Source organism: Micromonospora sp. NPDC050695 (assembly GCF_040654415.1).
Lineage (GTDB): Bacteria > Actinomycetota > Actinomycetes > Mycobacteriales > Micromonosporaceae > Micromonospora.
In genome coordinates this window covers 88,062-106,545 of the sequence record NZ_JBFAHZ010000010.1, presented here as the reverse complement: position 1 = coordinate 106,545, position 18,484 = coordinate 88,062, and the positions used below count along the sequence as shown (strand labels likewise).

General features: G+C 72.8%; 20 protein-coding genes. 11 read left to right on the top strand and 9 right to left on the bottom strand.

What is annotated here, in order from left to right; genetic code table 11:
* Window positions 1-154: 154 nt before the first annotated feature.
* From eccB to AB0H52_RS10545, 8 genes are all read left to right on the top strand, one after another.
* On the top strand, window positions 155-1,669 hold the full coding sequence (eccB, locus tag AB0H52_RS10580; RefSeq protein WP_151488003.1) for a type VII secretion protein EccB: 1,515 nt from the start codon (window positions 155-157) through the stop codon (window positions 1,667-1,669).
* An 88-nt stretch (window positions 1,670-1,757) separates the two neighbouring features.
* Entirely contained in the window at window positions 1,758-2,126 is a 369-nt protein-coding gene (locus AB0H52_RS10575) for a hypothetical protein (RefSeq protein WP_151488002.1), read from the top strand.
* A complete protein-coding gene (locus AB0H52_RS10570; RefSeq protein WP_151488001.1) occupies window positions 2,119-3,378 on the top strand; it encodes a WXG100 family type VII secretion target in 1,260 nt (419 codons plus the stop codon). Before AB0H52_RS10575 ends, AB0H52_RS10570 begins: the two co-directional genes overlap by 8 nt.
* A 166-nt stretch (window positions 3,379-3,544) precedes the next feature.
* Window positions 3,545-3,904, top strand: a complete 360-nt coding sequence (locus tag AB0H52_RS10565; RefSeq protein ID WP_151488000.1) for a hypothetical protein — start codon at window positions 3,545-3,547, stop codon at window positions 3,902-3,904.
* Window positions 3,905-4,147: 243 nt separating this feature from the next.
* A complete protein-coding gene (locus AB0H52_RS10560) occupies window positions 4,148-4,942 on the top strand; it encodes a hypothetical protein (protein ID WP_151487999.1) in 795 nt (264 codons plus the stop codon).
* 37 nt (window positions 4,943-4,979) lie between these two features.
* The gene (locus AB0H52_RS10555) at window positions 4,980-5,321 is read left to right on the top strand and encodes a YkvA family protein (RefSeq protein ID WP_151487998.1); all 342 of its coding nucleotides are present in this window, start codon (window positions 4,980-4,982) and stop codon (window positions 5,319-5,321) included.
* A 31-nt stretch (window positions 5,322-5,352) separates the two neighbouring features.
* Complete coding sequence (locus AB0H52_RS10550) at window positions 5,353-5,760, top strand: TIGR03618 family F420-dependent PPOX class oxidoreductase (RefSeq protein WP_151487997.1); 408 nt, start codon at window positions 5,353-5,355, stop codon at window positions 5,758-5,760.
* A 283-nt stretch (window positions 5,761-6,043) separates the two neighbouring features.
* A complete protein-coding gene (locus AB0H52_RS10545) occupies window positions 6,044-6,688 on the top strand; it encodes a C39 family peptidase (RefSeq protein ID WP_151487996.1) in 645 nt (214 codons plus the stop codon).
* A gap of 10 nt (window positions 6,689-6,698) precedes the next feature.
* Here AB0H52_RS10545 and AB0H52_RS10540 read toward each other — a convergent pair whose 3' ends face one another.
* Both AB0H52_RS10540 and AB0H52_RS10535 read right to left on the bottom strand, forming a co-directional pair.
* The gene (locus tag AB0H52_RS10540; RefSeq protein ID WP_151487995.1) at window positions 6,699-8,024 is read right to left on the bottom strand and encodes an FUSC family protein; all 1,326 of its coding nucleotides are present in this window, start codon (window positions 8,022-8,024) and stop codon (window positions 6,699-6,701) included.
* An 87-nt stretch (window positions 8,025-8,111) separates the two neighbouring features.
* The gene (locus AB0H52_RS10535) at window positions 8,112-8,687 is read right to left on the bottom strand and encodes a M20/M25/M40 family metallo-hydrolase (RefSeq protein ID WP_225854126.1); all 576 of its coding nucleotides are present in this window, start codon (window positions 8,685-8,687) and stop codon (window positions 8,112-8,114) included.
* Between the two features lie 209 nt (window positions 8,688-8,896).
* Here AB0H52_RS10535 and AB0H52_RS10530 point away from each other — a divergent pair, with 209 nt between their 5' ends.
* Entirely contained in the window at window positions 8,897-9,520 is a 624-nt protein-coding gene (locus tag AB0H52_RS10530) for a hemerythrin domain-containing protein (protein ID WP_357946536.1), read from the top strand.
* Window positions 9,521-9,586: 66 nt separating this feature from the next.
* Here AB0H52_RS10530 and AB0H52_RS10525 read toward each other — a convergent pair whose 3' ends face one another.
* Window positions 9,587-9,769 carry an antitoxin gene (locus AB0H52_RS10525; RefSeq protein ID WP_151487993.1) on the bottom strand — a complete coding sequence of 61 codons (183 nt, stop codon included), beginning with the start codon at window positions 9,767-9,769 and terminating at the stop codon, window positions 9,587-9,589.
* Between the two features lie 266 nt (window positions 9,770-10,035).
* Between AB0H52_RS10525 and AB0H52_RS10520 the strand changes: the two genes are divergently transcribed.
* Window positions 10,036-11,223, top strand: coding sequence for an AI-2E family transporter (locus AB0H52_RS10520; RefSeq protein ID WP_151487992.1), 1,188 nt, complete (start codon window positions 10,036-10,038; stop codon window positions 11,221-11,223).
* Here the strand turns inward: AB0H52_RS10520 and AB0H52_RS10515 are convergent.
* Entirely contained in the window at window positions 11,213-11,866 is a 654-nt protein-coding gene (locus AB0H52_RS10515; RefSeq protein WP_151487991.1) for a dienelactone hydrolase family protein, read from the bottom strand. The genes AB0H52_RS10520 and AB0H52_RS10515 overlap by 11 nt on opposite strands.
* A gap of 171 nt (window positions 11,867-12,037) precedes the next feature.
* Here AB0H52_RS10515 and AB0H52_RS10510 point away from each other — a divergent pair, with 171 nt between their 5' ends.
* Window positions 12,038-12,217 carry a hypothetical protein gene (locus tag AB0H52_RS10510; protein ID WP_151487990.1) on the top strand — a complete coding sequence of 60 codons (180 nt, stop codon included), beginning with the start codon at window positions 12,038-12,040 and terminating at the stop codon, window positions 12,215-12,217.
* Window positions 12,218-12,262: 45 nt separating this feature from the next.
* Here AB0H52_RS10510 and AB0H52_RS10505 read toward each other — a convergent pair whose 3' ends face one another.
* The 5 genes from AB0H52_RS10505 to AB0H52_RS10485 form a co-directional block, all read right to left on the bottom strand.
* Window positions 12,263-14,635, bottom strand: coding sequence for a glycoside hydrolase family 65 protein (locus AB0H52_RS10505; protein ID WP_151487989.1), 2,373 nt, complete (start codon window positions 14,633-14,635; stop codon window positions 12,263-12,265).
* A complete protein-coding gene (locus AB0H52_RS10500; RefSeq protein ID WP_151487988.1) occupies window positions 14,632-15,417 on the bottom strand; it encodes an HAD-IA family hydrolase in 786 nt (261 codons plus the stop codon). Before AB0H52_RS10500 ends, AB0H52_RS10505 begins: the two co-directional genes overlap by 4 nt.
* 60 nt (window positions 15,418-15,477) lie before the next feature.
* Window positions 15,478-15,942, bottom strand: coding sequence for a DUF4442 domain-containing protein (locus tag AB0H52_RS10495; RefSeq protein ID WP_151487987.1), 465 nt, complete (start codon window positions 15,940-15,942; stop codon window positions 15,478-15,480).
* Window positions 15,943-16,012: 70 nt separating this feature from the next.
* Window positions 16,013-17,023 (bottom strand): hypothetical protein, encoded by a 1,011-nt coding sequence (locus AB0H52_RS10490; protein WP_151487986.1) that lies wholly within the window; start codon window positions 17,021-17,023, stop codon window positions 16,013-16,015.
* 94 nt (window positions 17,024-17,117) lie between these two features.
* Window positions 17,118-18,416, bottom strand: a complete 1,299-nt coding sequence (locus AB0H52_RS10485) for an ABC transporter ATP-binding protein (RefSeq protein ID WP_151488022.1) — start codon at window positions 18,414-18,416, stop codon at window positions 17,118-17,120.
* Between the last annotated feature and the right edge of the window lie 68 nt (window positions 18,417-18,484).

The following is an 18,484-nucleotide window of genomic DNA, read 5'->3' as shown; positions in this document are numbered from 1 at the left end:
TGTCCCTCCTGCACGGTACGGCTCTGCGCCGGGTCGGTCCGGTGCCGGCCACGGGCGGTGGTCCCGAAGACCCGCCGTCGGCCCCTTATCGTAGGGAAGCCCGCGACGGCACCCCGAGGAGATCGTCGCGGATCCATCCCGCCGGAGGTAAGTCATGCGGACCCGCCGCGATCAGGTGCAGGCGTACCGCTTCGTCACCCGCCGCATCGTCTCCGCACTGCTGTCGGGCGATCCGGAGACCACCAACCTGCCGATGAGACGGCTCGGCATGGCGGTCTTCGGCAGTGTCATCGCCGCCGCGATCGTGCTCGGCGGGGTGGGCGCCTACGGTCAGTTGACCGGTAACACCGCGCCGTTGGAAGACAAGACGCTGGTCATCGAACGGGAGACCGGCGCGACGTACGTGTTCGTGGGCGGGCAGCTGTATCCGGCCCTCAACTACACGTCGGCGCGGCTCATCCTGAACGTGCCGGACCCGACGGTGCGGACGATGTCCCAGGCGTCGCTGCGGGACCGCCCTCGCGGTCGTACGCTCGGCATCGTCGGCGCCCCGGACGCGTTGCCGGACCGCACGTCGCTGACCGGGCTGCCCTGGTCGGTCTGCGACGTGCCGGACCCGGCCGATCCGCAGCGCTCCACCACCCGGGTCGTGATCGACCGGGCGTTGCCCGGTGGGGCGCCGCTGGGCGACCGGGCGGTGCTGGTCACCGTGGACGGTGAGCGGTACCTGCTCACCGGTGACAACCGGCTCCAGGTGCTCGGTGGCGAGCAGACGATCGCGGCGCTGAAGATGCCCAACGCCACCCAGCTGCGGGTCGGGCAGCAACTGCTCAACGCGGTCCCGGCCGGGCCGGCACTGCGCAGGCCGACACTGTCCGGCGACGGTGAGCGGAGCGGGCTGATCGTGGGCGACCGGCCGGCCACCATCGGCCAGGTGTTCCAGGCGGCCGGCCGGTACTACGTGCTGGCTCGCGAAGGGCTCGTCTCGGTCACCGAGATCACCGCCCTGTTGATGATCAGCGGTGGCGGTCAGATTACCGACATCACCCCGAACCAGGCCGGGCAGCTGCTGGTCGACCAGCGGGTGGAGGAGGAGGGGCTGCCGGAGACGCTGCCGAGCCTGTACCCGGCCCGGTCCGGGCAGACCACGCTGTGCGCGACGTACCGGGCGGGCACCGGTGGCGGTCCGCCGACCACCACCCTGGAGGTCTTCGACCGGGCACCGGCGGAGCTGACCGCGACCGATCCGGGGCCGGTGCCGGTGCGCCAGACCGCCCGGGACGCGGTGCGTACCGCCGAGGCGGTGCTGCTGCCCGGTGGGAAGGGTGTGCTCGCGCAGGCCGCGCCCGGGGCCGGGACCAGCGGTTCCGGCGCCGCCGGGTCGACGATCTATCTGATCGGTCCGCAGGGCGTCCGGTACCCGCTCGCGTCGGTCGAGACGCTGGCCGTGCTCGGCTACGCCGGGGCCACACCCCTCGCGGTGCCCGGGACTCTGCTCGCGCTGATCCCGACCGGGCCCACTCTGGACCCGGAGGACGCGGCGGCCTTCTTCGCGCCGGAGGGTGCCGCGCCGACCGCGACCGCCCCGACCGCGACGACCGGTGCCACGCCCCCGGCCGGAGGAGCAGGCGGTGCGGTCCCGGCGGTATCGACAGGCACCGACGGCTGAACGGCTCACACGGGTCGCCCGCGATCGCGGTGGTGAACTAACCTGGATGCGCTGACGGTTGTCAACCAGATCGACGGGGAGGGTTGCCATGACCGGGCGCACGGAAGTCGACCTGCTATCCCTTGAGGACTTCCACAAGAACCTGTCGGCCCGGCTGAGCCAGGCCGAGTCGGTGTTGCGCAAGCTCAACACCGAGATGCAGTGCACCCCGCCGGCGTTGGGGTCGTTCACCGACGCCACCGACAACGCGCGCCGTTACAACACGGTCCACCAGTCCTACGTCGAGCAGGCCGAGCGGCTCCGACAGGCCGTGCTGGCGGCCCAGCAGGCCACCAACACGATCCTGGCCAACTACCGGACGGCGGAGGCGCGCAACAGGGCCAACGCCACCGACATCACCGCCGCGTTGACCGGGGTCCAGCAGGCGTTGGAGCCAAAGGGGGACGGGCGTGTCTGAGTACACCCAGCGCTACCAGGGCCACAGCCACCAGGAGTTGTACGACGCCGTGATGGCCGGCAAGCCGGAGCAGATCGAGGGCGTGGCCGCCCAGTGGGCTTCGCTCAAGGGCATCCTGGACGGCCTCGGCCGGGAGCTGAGCGGTGACCTGGACAAGCTCGGCAACACCTGGACGGGTTCGGCGGGCCGCGAGTTCCAGCGACGGCTGGGGCTGATCGTCGTGCACTCCGACGCGCTCGGCGAGGGGATGGCCGGCGTCAAGCAGGGGCTCACGATGATGGCCGGCCAGTTGCGCACCGCGCACAAGCAGGCGGAAAACCCGGAAGAGACCGACGACAACGACCAGATGATCAACGGCGCCCTCTCCGGCAGCGCCTTCGGCCTGCCCGGCGCCGTGATCGGCGGCATGCTCGGTCACCAGCAGGACAAGGAAGAGCAGCAGAAGGCCCACCAGCGGATGGTGACCCTGGTGGCCGAGCTGGCCGCCGGTTACGACCTGTCCGCGTACGACCGGGTGGTCGATCCGCCTCCGCCTCCGCCGGACACGCCGGAGACGACCACCAACGACCGGACGACGCCGCGCGGCGGCCCGCACACCGCACCGCCCACCGCCGCGCCCACCATCAGTGGCCACACCGCGCACACCGGTGACGCGACCATCGGAACGCCCGACCGGGCCGGTGAGCCGCCGGTGGTCGGCGTCGGTGACGACTCGGTGCCCGACCAGGACACCGGCGCCACGCCGGGCGTGCTCATCGTCTCGGACGACACCGTGGGCGGCGGCACCAGCCTCGCCGGCGCGGATCCGCTGGTCGGCGGTGCCCTGCTGGCCGGCGGTGCCGCCGGCTTGGCCGGTCTGTCCGGGCCCGCCACCATGCCCGCCAGTGCCGGCGGCCCGGGTCTGCTCTTCGGTGCGCAGGGCGGGGCTCCGGCCGGCGGGGTGCTGCGCACCTCGTCACTCGCCAGCTCGGGCAGCACGCCCACCACGTCGGCCCGGCCGGCCAGCGCGCCAGCCCCGGCCGACAACCGCTCCGGCAGCGGCATCGGGCGCAGCATGGACGGCCGGCGCGCGGAGGCCGGGAACGCCCGCCCGGGCTCCGGCCGCGCGGCGACCCGTCCCGGGCTGCTCGGCGGCCGTGGCCACTCCGACGATGACGAGTCCGACGAGCGGCTGACCTGGCTGACCGAGGACGAGATGGTGTGGCGGGAGGGTGAGTCCGGCCCACCCCCGGTGCTCGGCACCGACAGGTAAGGCACACACCCCGGCAGCACGTTCCGGTGGCCCCGTCCCCTGGACGGGGCCACCGCCGTTTTCGGGTGCCGGCGGCGATCGTCCACAGTGCCGCGGTGGTGGTGGTCACGCCGCAAAGCGCTCTCATCGAGCTGCGCCACGCCGGGGCGGGCGATAGGTTGGTCGGGTGTCGTCCGCAGCGTCCGTCCGCCCCGCCCGGTGGGCCGTGCTGCGGTCCCTGCGGGAGCTGACCCGGCTGGCGGTCACCGCGCTGGTGCTCGCGGTCGGCCTCGGCGGCGCCCTCGCCGCGACGGCACCCCCCGCCCCGGCGCAGCCGCGGCCGAGCGCCGTGACCAGCCAGGTGGACACCCTCCGACCGGACGTCGCTGGCACGGTCGAGCAGGCGAGCCGCCCGGTCACCTCCCCGCCGACCGGCACGGTCGACCGCCGTGCGGCGACCGCTCCGGTCACCGTGGGCCCCGAGCACGCACCGGCCGTCGATCCCGGCCGAGGTGTCCCGTCCCGACGCGGTCCGCCGACCCACTGACCTCGGCCGACCATCGGCCCGCGGCCGCTCCTGCGGCCCGGCCCAGGTCACCCGTCGGGGCCTCCCGGCCCCCCACACCCGCCGGACGGCACCGAACGGTGACCAACCCGCCGGGCTCCGGACAGCGGTGACCCGACCCCGAGGCGTGGCCGACCGGCCATCCGGCCCCGATCCGGCCCCTGTCGTCGAGATCGCCTCCCTGCCATCCGTGGATACCCGCCATTCGACCGCGAGGTGCTGATCATGCAGACCGTCCTCTCCGCTCTTCTGCCCGACGTTCCCCGGGCCGCCGCCATCTGGCTGAGCCTGCTCGGGGTCGTCGTGGTCGCGGTCGCCGCCCTGCTGCTGCGGCCCGGCCGACTCCGCATCGACCCGGGGGCCCGGATCCGCCGTGCGGCCATGCCCAGCCACCTCGAACAGGTTCACCAGGAGCGCGAGCAGAGCCGCTACGCGCAGGAGGTCACGGTGGCCGCCGAGCGGGCCACCACCACCGCCCAGCGCCGCCGGGCGGAGTGGGTGGCCGCGCAGGATGAGGTCGAGGCCGCCTGGCAGGCCTGCGAGGCCGCCGAGGCGGCCGTCCGGCGTCTCGGCACGGCGGCGGCGATGCCGCTGCCGCACACCGCCCGCACCCCCGCCGAGTACGCGGACCGCGAGCGCTACCTGCACCGGGCCGCGCTGGACGCGTACTGGCGGCGGGAGCTGTCGGTGGAACAGCTCAGTGACGTGTTCGCGCACCGTGCCGGCTGGGATCCGCGGCTGCACCCGGTGGAGCAGGAGCTGGTGTTGCAGCGGGCGATCCGTGACAACCTGGCCGCTCGACACGCCGCTGCCCGCGAGCGGGAACAGGCCGCGTGGCGGGCGGCGGAACTGGCGGTCGCGGCGGCTCGTAGCCTTCGCGAGGAGGCCCACGAGGCGAGCGGTCGACGGGTGGCGGAGTCGGCCTCGGTGCTGCCGCTGAGCGAGGTCGGCCGGTCGGTCGAGCAGACCCGGGAGAACCAGGTGGTCGCTCGGGGTCGCGCGGCGGTGCCGGCGTACTGATCCGCCGTCGACGGCCGTAGTGGGTTAGCGTGACGGCATGTCCCGAGAGGCGTGGGTCCTCGTGGTGATCGCCGGCATCCTGGCGATCGCCACACTGGTCGGTGCGGTGCTGCTCGCGGTACGGGTGGTACGGACCCGGCGGCTGCTGACCGGGCTCGGCGCGGGTGGCAAGGTCGCCTTCTACGGGGCACTGATCTACACGATCTTCCCGATCGACGTGCTGCCCGACCCGATCTATCTGGACGACATGGGCGTCCTGGCCGGCGCGCTGATCTATCTCACCCGACTGGTGCACCAGCGACGGGCGGCGGGGCGCCAACTGCCGGGGCAGCCGGACTCTCCGTCGGACCCGGATCGGGCGCGCCGCCGCGTGCCATGATCGAGGTCGGTTCGGTGGACGGGGGACGGGCATGGCGGGCGATCATCGGCTGGACGTACGCGACCCTCGCGTGGCGGCCTTCTGCGCGGAACGGCATCTCGCGACGCTGACCACCCTGCGCGCCGACGGCACTCCGCACGTGGTGCCGGTCGGGGTCACTCTCGACCCGGAGGCCGGGCTGGCTCGGGTGATCACCTCGGGCACCTCCCGCAAGGCCCGGCAGGTGGCCGCCGCCGGTGCGGCCGGCACCCCGGTGGCCGTCTGTCACGTCGATGGGCGCCGCTGGTTGACCATCGAGGGCCGGGCGGTGCTCCGCTCGGATCAGCCCGCCGTGGCGGAGGCGGAGCGCCGCTACGCGGAGCGGTACCGGACGCCGCGCCCCAACCCGGGGCGGGTGGTCATCGAGATCACCGTGACCGGGCTGCTCGGCAGTCTCTGACGCCGCCCTGGGCCGACCGCACCCCGCTGTCCGACAATCGGCCGCTTGTCCGTTTCCGTGCGCACTGACTCGCGTGCCGGTGGTCACGTTTCGGCGCTCGTCTCCTCCGGGCACCCGCGGTCCTGCGGAATCCCCCACCGCCAGCAGCCGTTACACCTGGTCGCGACGCCCGTAGCGGCAGCCCAGATCGGCTGCGGGCGTCACCGGCCGATGAGCCGAGCGCCATTCCCGGTGCGCTGCCTCCGCCAGTCGGAGGCGCCAACCCCCGAACGGAGACTCGACCATGAATCCGATCATGCAGAAGAGCGGTCTGTCCGTCGTCGGCCTGCTGGTCGCCGGCGGATGCGCCCTCGGCCCCGCCGTCGCCGCGCAGGCCGCCCCCGCGCAGGCCACCCCGGCCTCGTCGAGCCAGACCGCCAAGGGCGGCGAGCGGATCCTCGGCATCGACTACCAGGCCCAGCCGAACTTCTACTACTGCGGTCCGGCAGCCACTCGGATCGCGTTGTCCGCCCAGGGCAAGGCGGTCTCCCAGGACGAGGTGGCCAAGCTGCTCGGCACCACCGAGGCCGGCACCCCCTCAGCCCTGGACACCACGCGGGTGCTCAACGAGCTGACCGGCGGCAGGTACCGCACCACCGAGATCCGGGACGCGGTGGCCCGCCCCGACCAGGTCGAGAAGCTGCGCCAGGACGTCCTGGCCGCGGTCGACGCCGGCCGGCCGGTGGTGGCCAACATCAAGGGCACGACCGTCGACACCGACGGCAACCCGCACTCGTACGAGGGCGGCCACTATCTGACGCTCGTGGGCTACCGCGACGGCGGTGACACGATCCGGGTCGCCGACCCGGCCGACCCGGCGCTGGGCGAATACTGGATGAGCCTGCCGAAGGTCGCCAACTGGATCGCCGAGCGCGGCTACTCCTCCTGATCCTGACGGCTCACCGGGCCGGCCTCTCCCTGCGGGGGAGGCCGGCCCGGCCGTCGTCGCGCTGCCGGGCGGCGAGGTGCGCACGCCGGCGGGCGCGGGCGGCCCGGGTGGGCCGGGCACGGTGCAGGTGTCGCCGCAGCGGCGGATGGACGGCGGCCTCGCCGGCACCTGCCGCTTTTCGCACGATCCGGTTGGCATCGTCCGGTTCACAGCCGGCGGCCCGCAGCAGGTCGCTGGAGGCGGTACGCAAGCCGGTGACGAGCGCGTCGCCGAAGGACTTCACCCCGGTCGCGGCGGCCCGCCCGGCCAGGTCGGCGCATTCCTCGACCAACTTCCGGGTGCACAGCGGGTAGTCGCCCATCCGGCACTCCCTCCGCATCTCCGCCACCGCCTGACCCAACCGGGCGATCGCGTCTGGCAGCTCCGGCGGGATCGGCTCGTCGTACTGCAGGGCGGTCGTCGACCAGCGGGCCATGGTACGGCTGTCCAGCAGCAGCCGTTCCAGATTCGACGCACTGCGGGCGTACTCGTGGAACTGCTGGCGGCGGTGCCAGCGCGCTGGCGCGATCGTCACCACCTCCTCGGCCCCGCTCAGCGAGTCGTGCAGTCGCCCCAGGTCCTCCTCGGTGCCGCGCAGCCGTTCCAGGACCCGCATCGACCGGTCGCCGTCGCGCTGCCGCAGCGCCTGCGCCAGCTCCTCAAGTTGCTCGCTGAGGACCGCGAAGATCGGCGTCGCCGCCCGGTCCAGCACCCGCATGGGGTTGATCGGCAGCAGCAGCGCGACCACCAGGAGGCCGACCGCCCCACCGACGAGCGCGTCGAAGATCCGGGGCAACTCCAGACCCTGCCCCGTCGGGGCCAGCGTGGCGATCAGGACTGCGGTACCGCCGGCCTGACCGACCAGTGGGCCGCCCTTCCCGGCCACCAGCAGGGCGGTGGCGATGGCCAGGGCGACGACCACTCCGGTCTGCCACGGCCCCGAACCGAGGACGAAGCGCAGCGTGTCGCCGATGACGATGCCCAGTCCGACGCCGCCCAGCAGTTCGAAGGTGCGCCGGGCCCGTTGCCCGATGGCGGTGGCGATCGTGGCGACGGCGGCGGCGGGAGCGAAGACGTGCGATCCCGGGCCGAGCAGGTTCTTCGCGATCAGCGCGGCGATCGCGGCGGCCAACCCGGCCTGGAGCGAGATGACCAGGGTGACCTCCCACTGCCGGGCCCGGACCCGACGAGCCTGCCCGCTGCGGTGGCGCACCCGTTCGGCCACCTGACCGCTCCGCTCGGCGGCCTCGTCGAGGCGCGACCGCACAGGGCCGGCTGGTCGGCGGTCGTCGGTCATGGCGGCGGTTACCCCGGCGGCGGCCCGGCAATCGTGCCCGTACGCCCCGCCGACCCCATCGGCACCACCGGCAACCGGGCGTCGGCGTCAGCCGCCGTTGTCCCCGCTGACCTGGTCGATCAGGCCGGCGAGCAGGGCGGTGCGGGGTACGACGGAGTCCAGGTCCAGCCACTCCGACGGGCTGTGGTCCGCGCCGCCGACCGGACCGAGCCCGTCCAGCACCGCCGCACCCGCCTCGGCCAGCAGGTTCGCATCGGCACAACCACCCGTGGCGGTGTGGGACACCGGTACGCCCAGCCCCGCCCCCACCTTCGCCGCCAACTCGGTGAGCCGGCGGTCGGCCGGGCGCGGCTCCCAGGGCGGGGTGGGCGCGTGCACGGACACCTCGGCCCGGACCCCCGACACGGTCGGCAGAGCCACCAGCCGCCGGATCTCGGCCAGCGCGGCCTCGTACTCGCCGGTGCGCCAGGCGCGAAGGTCGACCAGCATCCGGGCGCGGTCGGCGACCACGTTCGGCCGATCCCCGGCGTGCAGGTGCCCGACGTTGACGGTCACTCCGGGCCAGCGGCCGTTGAGGGCGTCCAGTGCGACCGTCAGTCGGGCCGCGGCGAGCAGCGCGTTGGCGCCGCGACCAGCGGGACGCTCAGCGCCACCGCCGTGCACACGCCGAGCCCGAGTGCCAGCAGGCGGTTCAAGGGCATGACTGCTCCTCACTGGAAACCGTGAGGGCGGGCCGAGACGAAGCGTACGGCAGCCGTACCTGCGCGGACAACGCCCGGCGGCGGATCCATCGGCGACCGTAGGTTTGGGCGACCGGTGCCGGGTACCAGGGGCCACACACCCACCGATCCGCAACCGGTAAGGGGCCGAACATGAGCAGTCCAGAGACCACCGACGACGAGGACGTCGTCGACATCCTCGTCGCTGACCACCGTGCAGTCGAGGTCCTCTTCCTCGAACTGGAGACCCGGCAGGGCACCCCGGAGTACCGCCGCCAACTCGTCGACGTGGTGATCGCCGAACTGGTCCGTCACGCGGAGGCCGAGGAGGCGTACGTCTACCCGACCGCCCGCCAGGTACTGCCCGACGGGGACCAGATCGCCGAGCACGAGATCGTCGAGCACGCCGACGCCGAGAGGACCATGAAGGAGCTGGAGTCGATCGACCCGTCCGACCCCCGCTTCGACGAGTTGCTCGCCCACCTGACCAGCACCATCCGGCACCACGTGCGGGACGAGGAGAACGAGTTGTTCCCCCGGCTGCGTGCCGCCACGGCCGGGGAGGAACTGGTCGAGCTGGCCGCGAAGGTGACCGCGTTCAAGCAGATCGCACCGACCCGACCACACCCGGGCGCACCGGACCACCCGCCGGCGAACAAGCTGCTCGCCCCGGGCACCGGGATGATCGACCGGCTGCGCGACGCACTGAGCGACCGGCCGACCACGATGGGCGAGCTGCGCAAGCAGCAGCAGCAGCAGCAGCAGCAGCAGCGCTGACCATCGTCCGGTCCGGACCGCACTCCCGGGCCGCCGAACCCTCGGCGGCCCGGGACGTCGGTTACGTCAGCGGACCTGATCGCCCTCACCGGTGCGCGCCTGGACCTGGTCGACGCCCTTGTCGATCTGGTCGTCGTACTTGCCGCCGGTGCGCTTGTCGGCCATGTCGCCGGCCTTGTCCAGCCCCTGGTCGACCTGCTTGTCGTGCTTGTCCGCGACGTCCTTGGCCTTGTCCATGAAGTCACCCACGATGTGCCCCCTCCGGTCGATCGCTTCCCGGTCGCGTACTGGGCCGTCAGCGTTCCCTGGGCCTGGCGGCGTAAACACCGACGGTCCGGGCGTGGACCGTGAACACCCGACCGGAGCGCCCGCAGCGGCGTACGATCCGCGCGGGCGGCGCGAACCGGCCCATCCGGACTGTCCTGAATACACACGCCACGCCGCCGACCAGCCCCAGCGGGTGTCGGCGCACGGCCGGCCGGGTACCGACCTCGCCGAGATCGAGGAGGGCCGACATGGCGGCAGACGAACCCGGTGCGGACACCGCGCCGACCACCGGCAGCACACCGACACGAGGCAGCACGGTGACGACGGGCAGCACGACGACGACGGACGGCAGCCCGGTGACGGACGGCACCGGCCCGCGCCAGGCGTGGACGGCGCTGCCCTGGCTGGTCCGCACGGCGGTGCTGTGGAGCGCCTGCCTGGTGGTGATCGTCGCCGGGCTCTACCTGCTGGGCAAGATCGCCGTACTGCTGGCGCCACTGGCGATCGCGCTGGCCGCCACCATCTTCCTCACCGCGCTGCTCGACCCGGTGCTGCTCCTGTTGCGCCGACTGCGCCTGCCGGCGGCGCTGGCCGCGCTGCTGACCGTGCTGCTGCTGCTCGGCATCCTGGTCGGGCTCGGCGCGCTGGTGTGGAACCTGACCGCCAGCCAGTTCGACCAGCTCAGCCAGGAGCTGACCCAGGGGCTGGATCGCAGTCGGGACTTCGTCACGTCCACGCTGCCGGTCAGCGACGCCCAACTGGACAAGCTGGTCGAGCAGGCCCGCCAGGGGCTCAGTGGCAGCTCACCGGACCCGGTGGCAGGCGCCCGGACCGCCAGTGAGGTGGTCGGCTCCGCGCTGCTCGCCCTTGTGCTGCTGTTCTTCCTGCTCAAGGACGGCCGATCGATGTGGCACTGGATGCTGTCCCGGGTGGCCGATCCGACCCGGCCGGTGATGACCGAGGCCGGCCGGGCCGGCTGGCAGACGCTGGGCGCGTACAGCCGGGGAACGATGCTCATCGCGGCCATCGACGCGATCGGCATCGGTCTGGCCCTGGTGCTGCTCCGGGTGCCGCTCGCCCTGCCGCTGGCGCTGATCACCTTCCTCGGCGGCTTCGTGCCGATCATCGGGGCGACCGTGGCAGGTGCGGTGGCGGTGCTGGTGGCGCTGGCCGCCAACGGTCCGACCACCGCGCTGCTCACCCTCGCCGCGGTCATCGCCGTGCAGCAGATCGAGGGCAACCTGCTGGAGCCGTTGGTCATGAAGCGGCAGGTCCGGCTGCATCCTGCGGTGATCCTGGTGGCGGTCACCGCCGGCACGCTGATCGCGGGCATCGCCGGCGCGTTCGTCAGCGTCCCGATCACCGCCGTCGTCTGGCGCGTCATCGACACCGTCCAACGACGCCGGTCCGCCGCGAGCGGTCTGATCACCGGCTGAGGTGGGTGGTGAACCAGGCGCCGGCGAACTCGGCGACCCGGTCGAGGGTGCCGGGCTCCTCGAAGAGGTGGGTGGCACCGGGGACGACCCGCAGCTCACCGACGTCGCCCAGCTCGGCCGACGCTTGCTCGTTCAGCGCGAGCACCTCCTCGTCCAGGCCGCCGACCAGCAGCAGCGTCGGCGTACGCACCTGGGTCAGCGCGGCGCCGGCGAGGTCCGGCCGGCCGCCCCGGCTGACCACGGCACCCACCCGGTCGGCGCGGGACGACGCCGCGACCAGGGCGGCGGCGGCACCCGTGCTGGCACCGAACAGGCCGATGGGTACGTCACCAGCGGGCCGCTCGACCGCCAGCCAGTCGACGATGCCGGCGAGCCGGTTCGCCAACAGTCCGATGTCGAAGCGCAGCTCGGCGGTGCGCGCGTCCACCTCGTCCTCCGCCGGGCTCAGCAGATCCACCAGCACCGTGCCGAGCCCACGGTCGTTCAGCGTCCCGGCCACCTCCACGTTGCGCGGGCTGTGCCGGGAACTACCGCTGCCGTGCGCGAACAGCACCACGCCGACCGGTTGGGCGGGCATCGTCAGGTCGGCGGGGAGTTGAACGTCCCCCACCGGAATCGTCACCGTGCTGCGCCGCACGTCCATGCCCCCACCTCCGCGTGGTCGCCTGCGGTCCGGGTACCCGGCCCGCCGCACGGCACGCACGCGGCCGGCGGCACCGTACGGCCGCGTTTGTGCGCCGGGGCGTCGGGTACGCGACGAGCGACCGCAGACCGTGTCGGCGCAACCGCGCCCCGACGGATCGCGAGGATCGCCATGGCCAAGCAGCAGATATCCCGGCAGCAGCAGATGACCGAACGGGACCGGCGGGAACAGGACGCCGAGCGCAATCAAGACTTCGGGGACCAGGCCGCCTCGGCCCGCCTGCCCGACGACCCGAAGGCGATGGCGCCCCGGGACGCGATCGGGCGCCCGTCCACCGGCGAGCCCATCTGACCCAGCGGTGCGACGGCCGGGGCGGGATCCTTCCCGCCCCGGCCGTTACTGCTGGTGCTCGGGCAGCCGCAGCAGCGGCGACCGGCCCGGCGGTTGCTCCGGCCGCGGTCCGGACGGCTCGGCGGGCGGCACCGGCACGGTCACCGGCTCGTCGCAGGTGACCCGCAGATCCTGGTCGTGGTGACGCAGCTCGATCACGTCGTCCGGCCCACCGTGCCGCAGCGAGTACGTCGTCTGGTGTGGCCGGACGTCCACCCGCAGCGCCAGGCCACGCCACTGGAGCGAGAACTCCAGCCGACTCAGGCGACTGGACAGCCGGGGCGCGAACGACAGCCGGCCGTCGTGGTCGCGCAGGCCACCGAGGCCGCCGACCAGGGCGATCCATGCGCCGGCCAGCGAGGCCATGTGCACGCCGTCGCGGGTGTTCTCGTTGAGGTCGTGCAGGTCCATCAGCGCGGCCTCGCGCAGATAGATGTGCGCCAGTTCGGGATGGCCCACCTCGGCGGCGAGCACGGACTGAGTGCAGGCCGACAGCGACGAGTCCCGCACGGTGCGCCGCTCGTAGTAGAGGAAGTTGCGGACCTTCTCCTCGGGGGTGAACGCGTCCCCCCGCCAGTGCATGGCCAGCACCAGGTCGGCCTGCTTGACCACCTGCTTGCGGTACAGGTCGAAGTACGGGTAGTGCAGCAGCAGCGGGTACTTCTCCGCCGATGTGTGCGCGAAGTCCCACTCCTCGAGCCGGGTGAACCCCTCCACCTGCTGGTGGACGCCGATCTCGTCGTCGTAGGGGACGTGCATGGAGCTGGCCGCGTCCCGCCAGCTCGCCGCCTCCTCGTCGGTGACCCCGAGGTGGGCGGCGTCGTCCCGGTAGCGCATGACCACGTCGGCGGCGGAGAGCAGGTTCCGCTGCGCCATCAGGTTGGTGTAGACGTTGTCGTTCTTCACGGCGGTGTACTCGTCCGGGCCGGTCACCCCGTCGATGTGGAACTGCCCGTGCCGGTCGTGGTGCCCGAGCGAACGCCACAACCGGGCGGTCTCGACCAGCAGCTCCAGCCCGATCTCCCGCTCCAGTGCGGTGTCCCCGGTGACCAGGACGTACCGGCGCAGCGCGTCGGCGATGTCGGCGGCGATGTGGAAGGCCGCCGTGCCGGCCGGCCAGTAGCCGGAGGACTCCGGACCCCCGATGGTCCGCCAGGGGAAGGCGGCGCCTTTCAGGTTCAGCGTCTCGGCCCGCTCCCGGGCGCTGTCCAGCGTGCTGTGCCGCCAGTGCAACGCGTTGCGCACCGCGCTCGGCTGGGTGTACGTGAGCACCGGCAGGACGAACATCTCGGTGTCCCAGAAGGCGTGCCCGTCGTACCCGGGGCCGGTGAGCCCCTTCGCCGAGATGGGCCGCCGCTCGGCGCGGGAGCCGGCCTGGAGCACGTGGAAGAGACCGAACCGGACGGCCTGCTGCACCTCCGGATCACCCTCGACCCGTACGTCGGCCGCGTCCCAGAACTCGTCGAGGTAGCCGCGCTGCTCCCGGCAGAGCCCCTCCCAACCGTCCAGCTTGGCCGCGGCCAGCGCCGCGCCGACCTGGTCGCGCAGGGCGGGCAGCGACCGTCGGCTCGACCAGCCGTACGTCAGGTACTTGACCACCCGCAGCTTCTCGCCGGGTTTGAGGACGCAGCCGACCGTGGTGCGGACCCAGTCCTGGTACCCCTCGGACTCGATGGTGGTGTGCTCGGGGCCGTGCACCTCGTGTTCCATCGCGGCGGCGACCCGCAGCCCGGACACCTTGGTGCGGTGGATCAGCTGCCCGCCGTCCGGGGTGGTCAGCTCCTCCTCGGCCTGCAACGGGGATTCCAGGACGGCCGCGACCCGGGGGTCCTTGCTCTGCGCCGGCAGCGACTCGTTGGCCACCAACTCGGATTGCACGATCAGCCGCAGCGGGCCGTCGACCGCCTCCACCTCGTAACTGATGGCGGCGACCGAGCGCTGCGTGAACGACACCAGCCGGGTGCTGCGGACCTTGACCTCCCGGCCGGCCGGTGACCGCCAGTGCAGCTCGCGGTGCAGGGTGCCGGCCCGCATGTCGAGGATCCGCTCGTGGGCGATCAGCTCGCCGTAGCGCACGTCGAGGGGTTCGTCGTCGACGAGCAGCCTGATCAGCTTGCCGTTGGTGACGTTGACGATGGTCTGCCCGGACTCGGGGAAGCCGTAGCCGGCCTCCGCGTACGGCAGGGGGCGCAGCTCGTAGAACGAGTTGAGGTAGGTGCCGGGCAGGCCGTGCGGCTCGCCCTCGTCGAGGTTGCCGCGCAGCCCCACGTGCCCGTTGGAGAGCGCGAAGACCGACTCGGACTGGGCCAGCACGTCCATGTCTAGCCGGGTCTCCCGGACGTGCCACGGTTCGACGGGGTAGGCCCGTTCCCGGATCACGCGGTGCCCCGCTGTCCGGCCGGGCGTGGCGCCGGTGGGTCGGCGGCGTCGAGCAGGTCGGCGAGGTCCGTGACCACGATGTCGGCACCGTGGGCGAGCAGTTCGTCGGCCTGGCCGACCCGGTCGACGCCCACCACGTAACCGAAGCCGCCGGCCCGGCCGGCGGCCACGCCGGACAGCGCGTCCTCGAAGACGGCGGCCCGCGTCGGGTCGACACCGAGCAGCCTGGCCCCGGCCAGGAAGCTGTCGGGTTGCGGTTTGCCGCGCAGCCCCTGGGCCCGGGCCACCAGCCCGTCGACCCGCGCTTCGAGCAGTGGCTCCAGCCCGGCGGCGGCGACCACCTCACGCCCGTTGGCGCTCGCGGTCACCACGGCTCGGCGCAGCCCGGCGGCGGCCGCCGCCTGCAGGTAGCGCACCGAACCCGGGTAGACGTCCACACCGGAGCTGCGCAGCCGGTCCAGCAGCAGGACGTTCTTGCGGTTGCCCACACCGTTGACCGTGTCGGCGGTCGGCGGGTCGTCGGGACTGCCCTCGGGCAGCACGATCCCGCGGGAGGCGAGGAACGCTCGGACGCCGTCGGCCCGGGGCCGGCCGTCGACGTAGCGGTTGTAGTCCGGGCCGGGGTCGAACGGCTGGAAGGGCTCGCCGGTGGCGGAGGCGCGCTGCCGCAGGAACTCGTCGAAGGTCTGCGTCCAAGCGGCGTTGTGCACCAGGGCGGTCTGCGTCAGCACACCGTCCAGATCGAAGAGACAGGCGGTCACATGAGCAGGTAGGCCCAGCACGGTACGAATCTAACCACCCGGCCGGTCCCGCAAACCCGTTTCCGCCGCCCTCGACGCGGCTCAGTTGGGCCGCAGCGTCCAGATCACGGTCATCTCCGAGGTGGGCCTGCCATCCTCGGTGGCGATCACCACCGGCACCGCGAACTCGGGACGCCGCCCGGCGTCCAGCTCGGCGATCACCTCGGCCGGCGGCCGGGAGAGCCGGGCCGTGGCCAGCACCGGCCCCAGGGCCAACTTGCGGTACGCGATCTCGGCGCGCACGGCGAGCGGGGTGACCCGGTCGAGGAGATGGCCGAAGGCGGCCAGGACGACCGCGCCGGTGGCCGTCTCACCGAGGGTGAACATCGCACCGGCGTGCGGACCGCCGACGTGGTTGTGGGTGGCCGGCGTGTCGGGCAACCGGACGACCGCCCGCACCCCGCCGTCGGCCTCCGGGGCGACCTCGACGAACTCGAAGCCGAGCGTACGAGCGAACGGCACGGCTTCGAGCATCCCGGCCGCCACCTGGCGTGAGTCGACTGACATGCCCCGACGCTACTCGCCGGTAACATCCCCGGCAAGCCCCGCCCCCAGGTCAGGGGCGGGGCGGGGAGGCTCAGAGGTTGGCGATCGTCCGCAGGATCTCTGCGTAGAAGTTGCCGTCGATGCTGCGGAAGAGGGCGAAATCCTGGCCCGGGTCGCCGAAGAACGGCCGCAGCGTCCACGCCAACTGGGTGCCGACGAAGCCGAAGAGCAGGATCCAGATGTAGAGCAGGGTCATGCTGGCCGGTCGTTGCGTCGGCTCGCCGCGCCGCACCGGCGGGCTGCCCCATGGGCGCTGCGCCGGCGGGAAGCCGGGCGCCACCATGCCGGACGGGAACGAGGCGCCCGCCGGCTGCCCGACCCACTGCGCGGGAACCTGCGCCGGCGCGGCGGTGGTGGCGCCGTTCGAGGTCGACCCGGCCGCTGCCGCGCCGGCCGGCACGGCGACCGGTTCGGCACTCGCGCCGGTCGCCGGCGCCTCGGCCGGCACCGAGCCCGCGGGCACGGCAGCCGGTGCGGCGACCTGCGCCGGTGCCGACACGGTGGCCTGTGGGTTGACCTGCGCGGTGGCGGCCTCCGGGGCGAGCAGGCCGTGGTCGTTGAGCACCTGCATCCCGCCGGTCAGGAAGCGCAGCCCGACCAGCGCCGACAGGGTCAGGATCGCCACGTTGAGGAGCTTGAAGAACCCGTAGTCGGGGGCGGTGATCAGGAAGAAGAGGCTGATCGGGGCGAACGCCACCGCGAGCATCGAGGTGACCGTGATGGCCACCATCACCAGCGCCAGCGACTGGCGTACCGAGAGCCGAGCTCCGAAGACCAGGTTGAACAGGTAGAGCGTGGGCAGGCAGATGGCCAACGTGACCAGGAACAGCAGTGGCAGCTTGAGCGCGGAGGTCAGCGCCATCAACGGGCTGTGGAACGCGCCCAGCACCGCCCCGTAGCAGCCGAGCGCGATGGCGGAGCTGGCCAGCATCCGCCCGGTCAACGCGTTCAGGTCACCTTCGGCGACGATCTGCTGCCAGATGCCCTGGCGGTCACGCAGGATGCGCTCGATGACGAGCGGGCTGGGACGGTCACCCGACACGGGTGCACCCCTCTCGGTGGAGTCTCACAGTGGACTGGGTGCGCAGACGGTAGGACACCGGTCGATGCCGCCGCCACCCCGTCGCGGCGAATCGTCAGCGCCAGCCGACGTCGATCCGCGCTCCGCGCTCGTCGAAGAAGTGCAGCGCGTCCATCCGCACCGAGACCGCGAGCTGGTGACCGGCGGTGACCGCCGGGTACGGCGCCAACCGCACCGCCAGCTCCGCGGGGCGCCGGTGGTGCCGGCCCGGGTCGGGCAGAACGCTCGTCCGGTTGCCGCCGGTCGGCGCCTCGACCGGCTCGACCGGCTTACCGGTGAGCCGCTGCATCACCGAGCCGAACCGGCGCAGGCCCCGCTGACCCACCGGCGGCGGGTCCAACGGAGCACCCATCTCGTCGACCATGATCGCCGTGGCCCCGATGTCGAGGAACGCGAGCGACTCGTGCCCGTGGTGCTCCAGGTAGCGGATCCGGCCGTGCAGCACGTCGCCGGCGCTGTCCGGGGAGACCGGGGTGAGCGCCTCGGCGCGCATGCCGACGACGATCCGCTCGCCGTGGTAGTGCGCCACCGCCCGGCTCCGGATGTCGTTCCAGGGCAGGTAGAGGGACTGCTCGCCGAGGTTGAGCGTGACGTACCGGTCGAGGTGGACGTAGACCGACGCCTCCAGCAGGTTCATCCGCGGGCTGCCCAGGAACGCGGCCACGTAGAGCGTCGCCGGCCGCCCGTACACCTGGGTTGGTGTGCCCACGTCCTGGAGCACGCCGCGGCGCATGATGGCGACCCGGTCGGCCATGGTGAGCGCCTCGGCCTGGTCGTGGGTGACGTAGACGGTGGTGACGCCGAGTTCCCGGGTGAGGCCGGAGATCTCCGCGCGCAGCTCGGCGCGCAGGCCGCTGTCCAGGTTGGACAGCGGTTCGTCCATCAGGAACAGGCCGGGCCGGCGGACGATGGCCCGACCCATCGCGACCCGCTGCCGCTGCCCACCGGAGAGCTGCCCCGGCTTGCGGGCCAGCACGTCGCCGATGCCCAGCGCGCTGGCGACATCGGTGACCCGCTCACCGCGTGGCACCGGCTCGACGCCGGACAGCCGCAGGGGGAACGCGATGTTGTCGCCGACGGTCATGTGCGGGTAGAGCGCGAAGTCCTGGAAGACCATGGCGATCTTCCGGTCCCGTGGGGGCAGGTCGTTGGCGAGTTCCCCGTCGAGCAGGACCGCACCCTGGGTCGGATCCTCCAGGCCGGCGATCATCCGCAGCACCGTGGACTTCCCACAGCCGGACGGGCCGAGCAGCACCATGAACTCGCCGTCGTTGACATCCAGGTTGATGCTGTCGACGGCCAGCGTGCCGTCCTTGAAGATCTTGCTTACGTCCTTGAGCGCGACGGTGCTCACCGTCACCTCCCCCAGCTTGTCGGCCGAACCCCACAAGACTGTGGCCAGGATCATCGAATCAGCACATC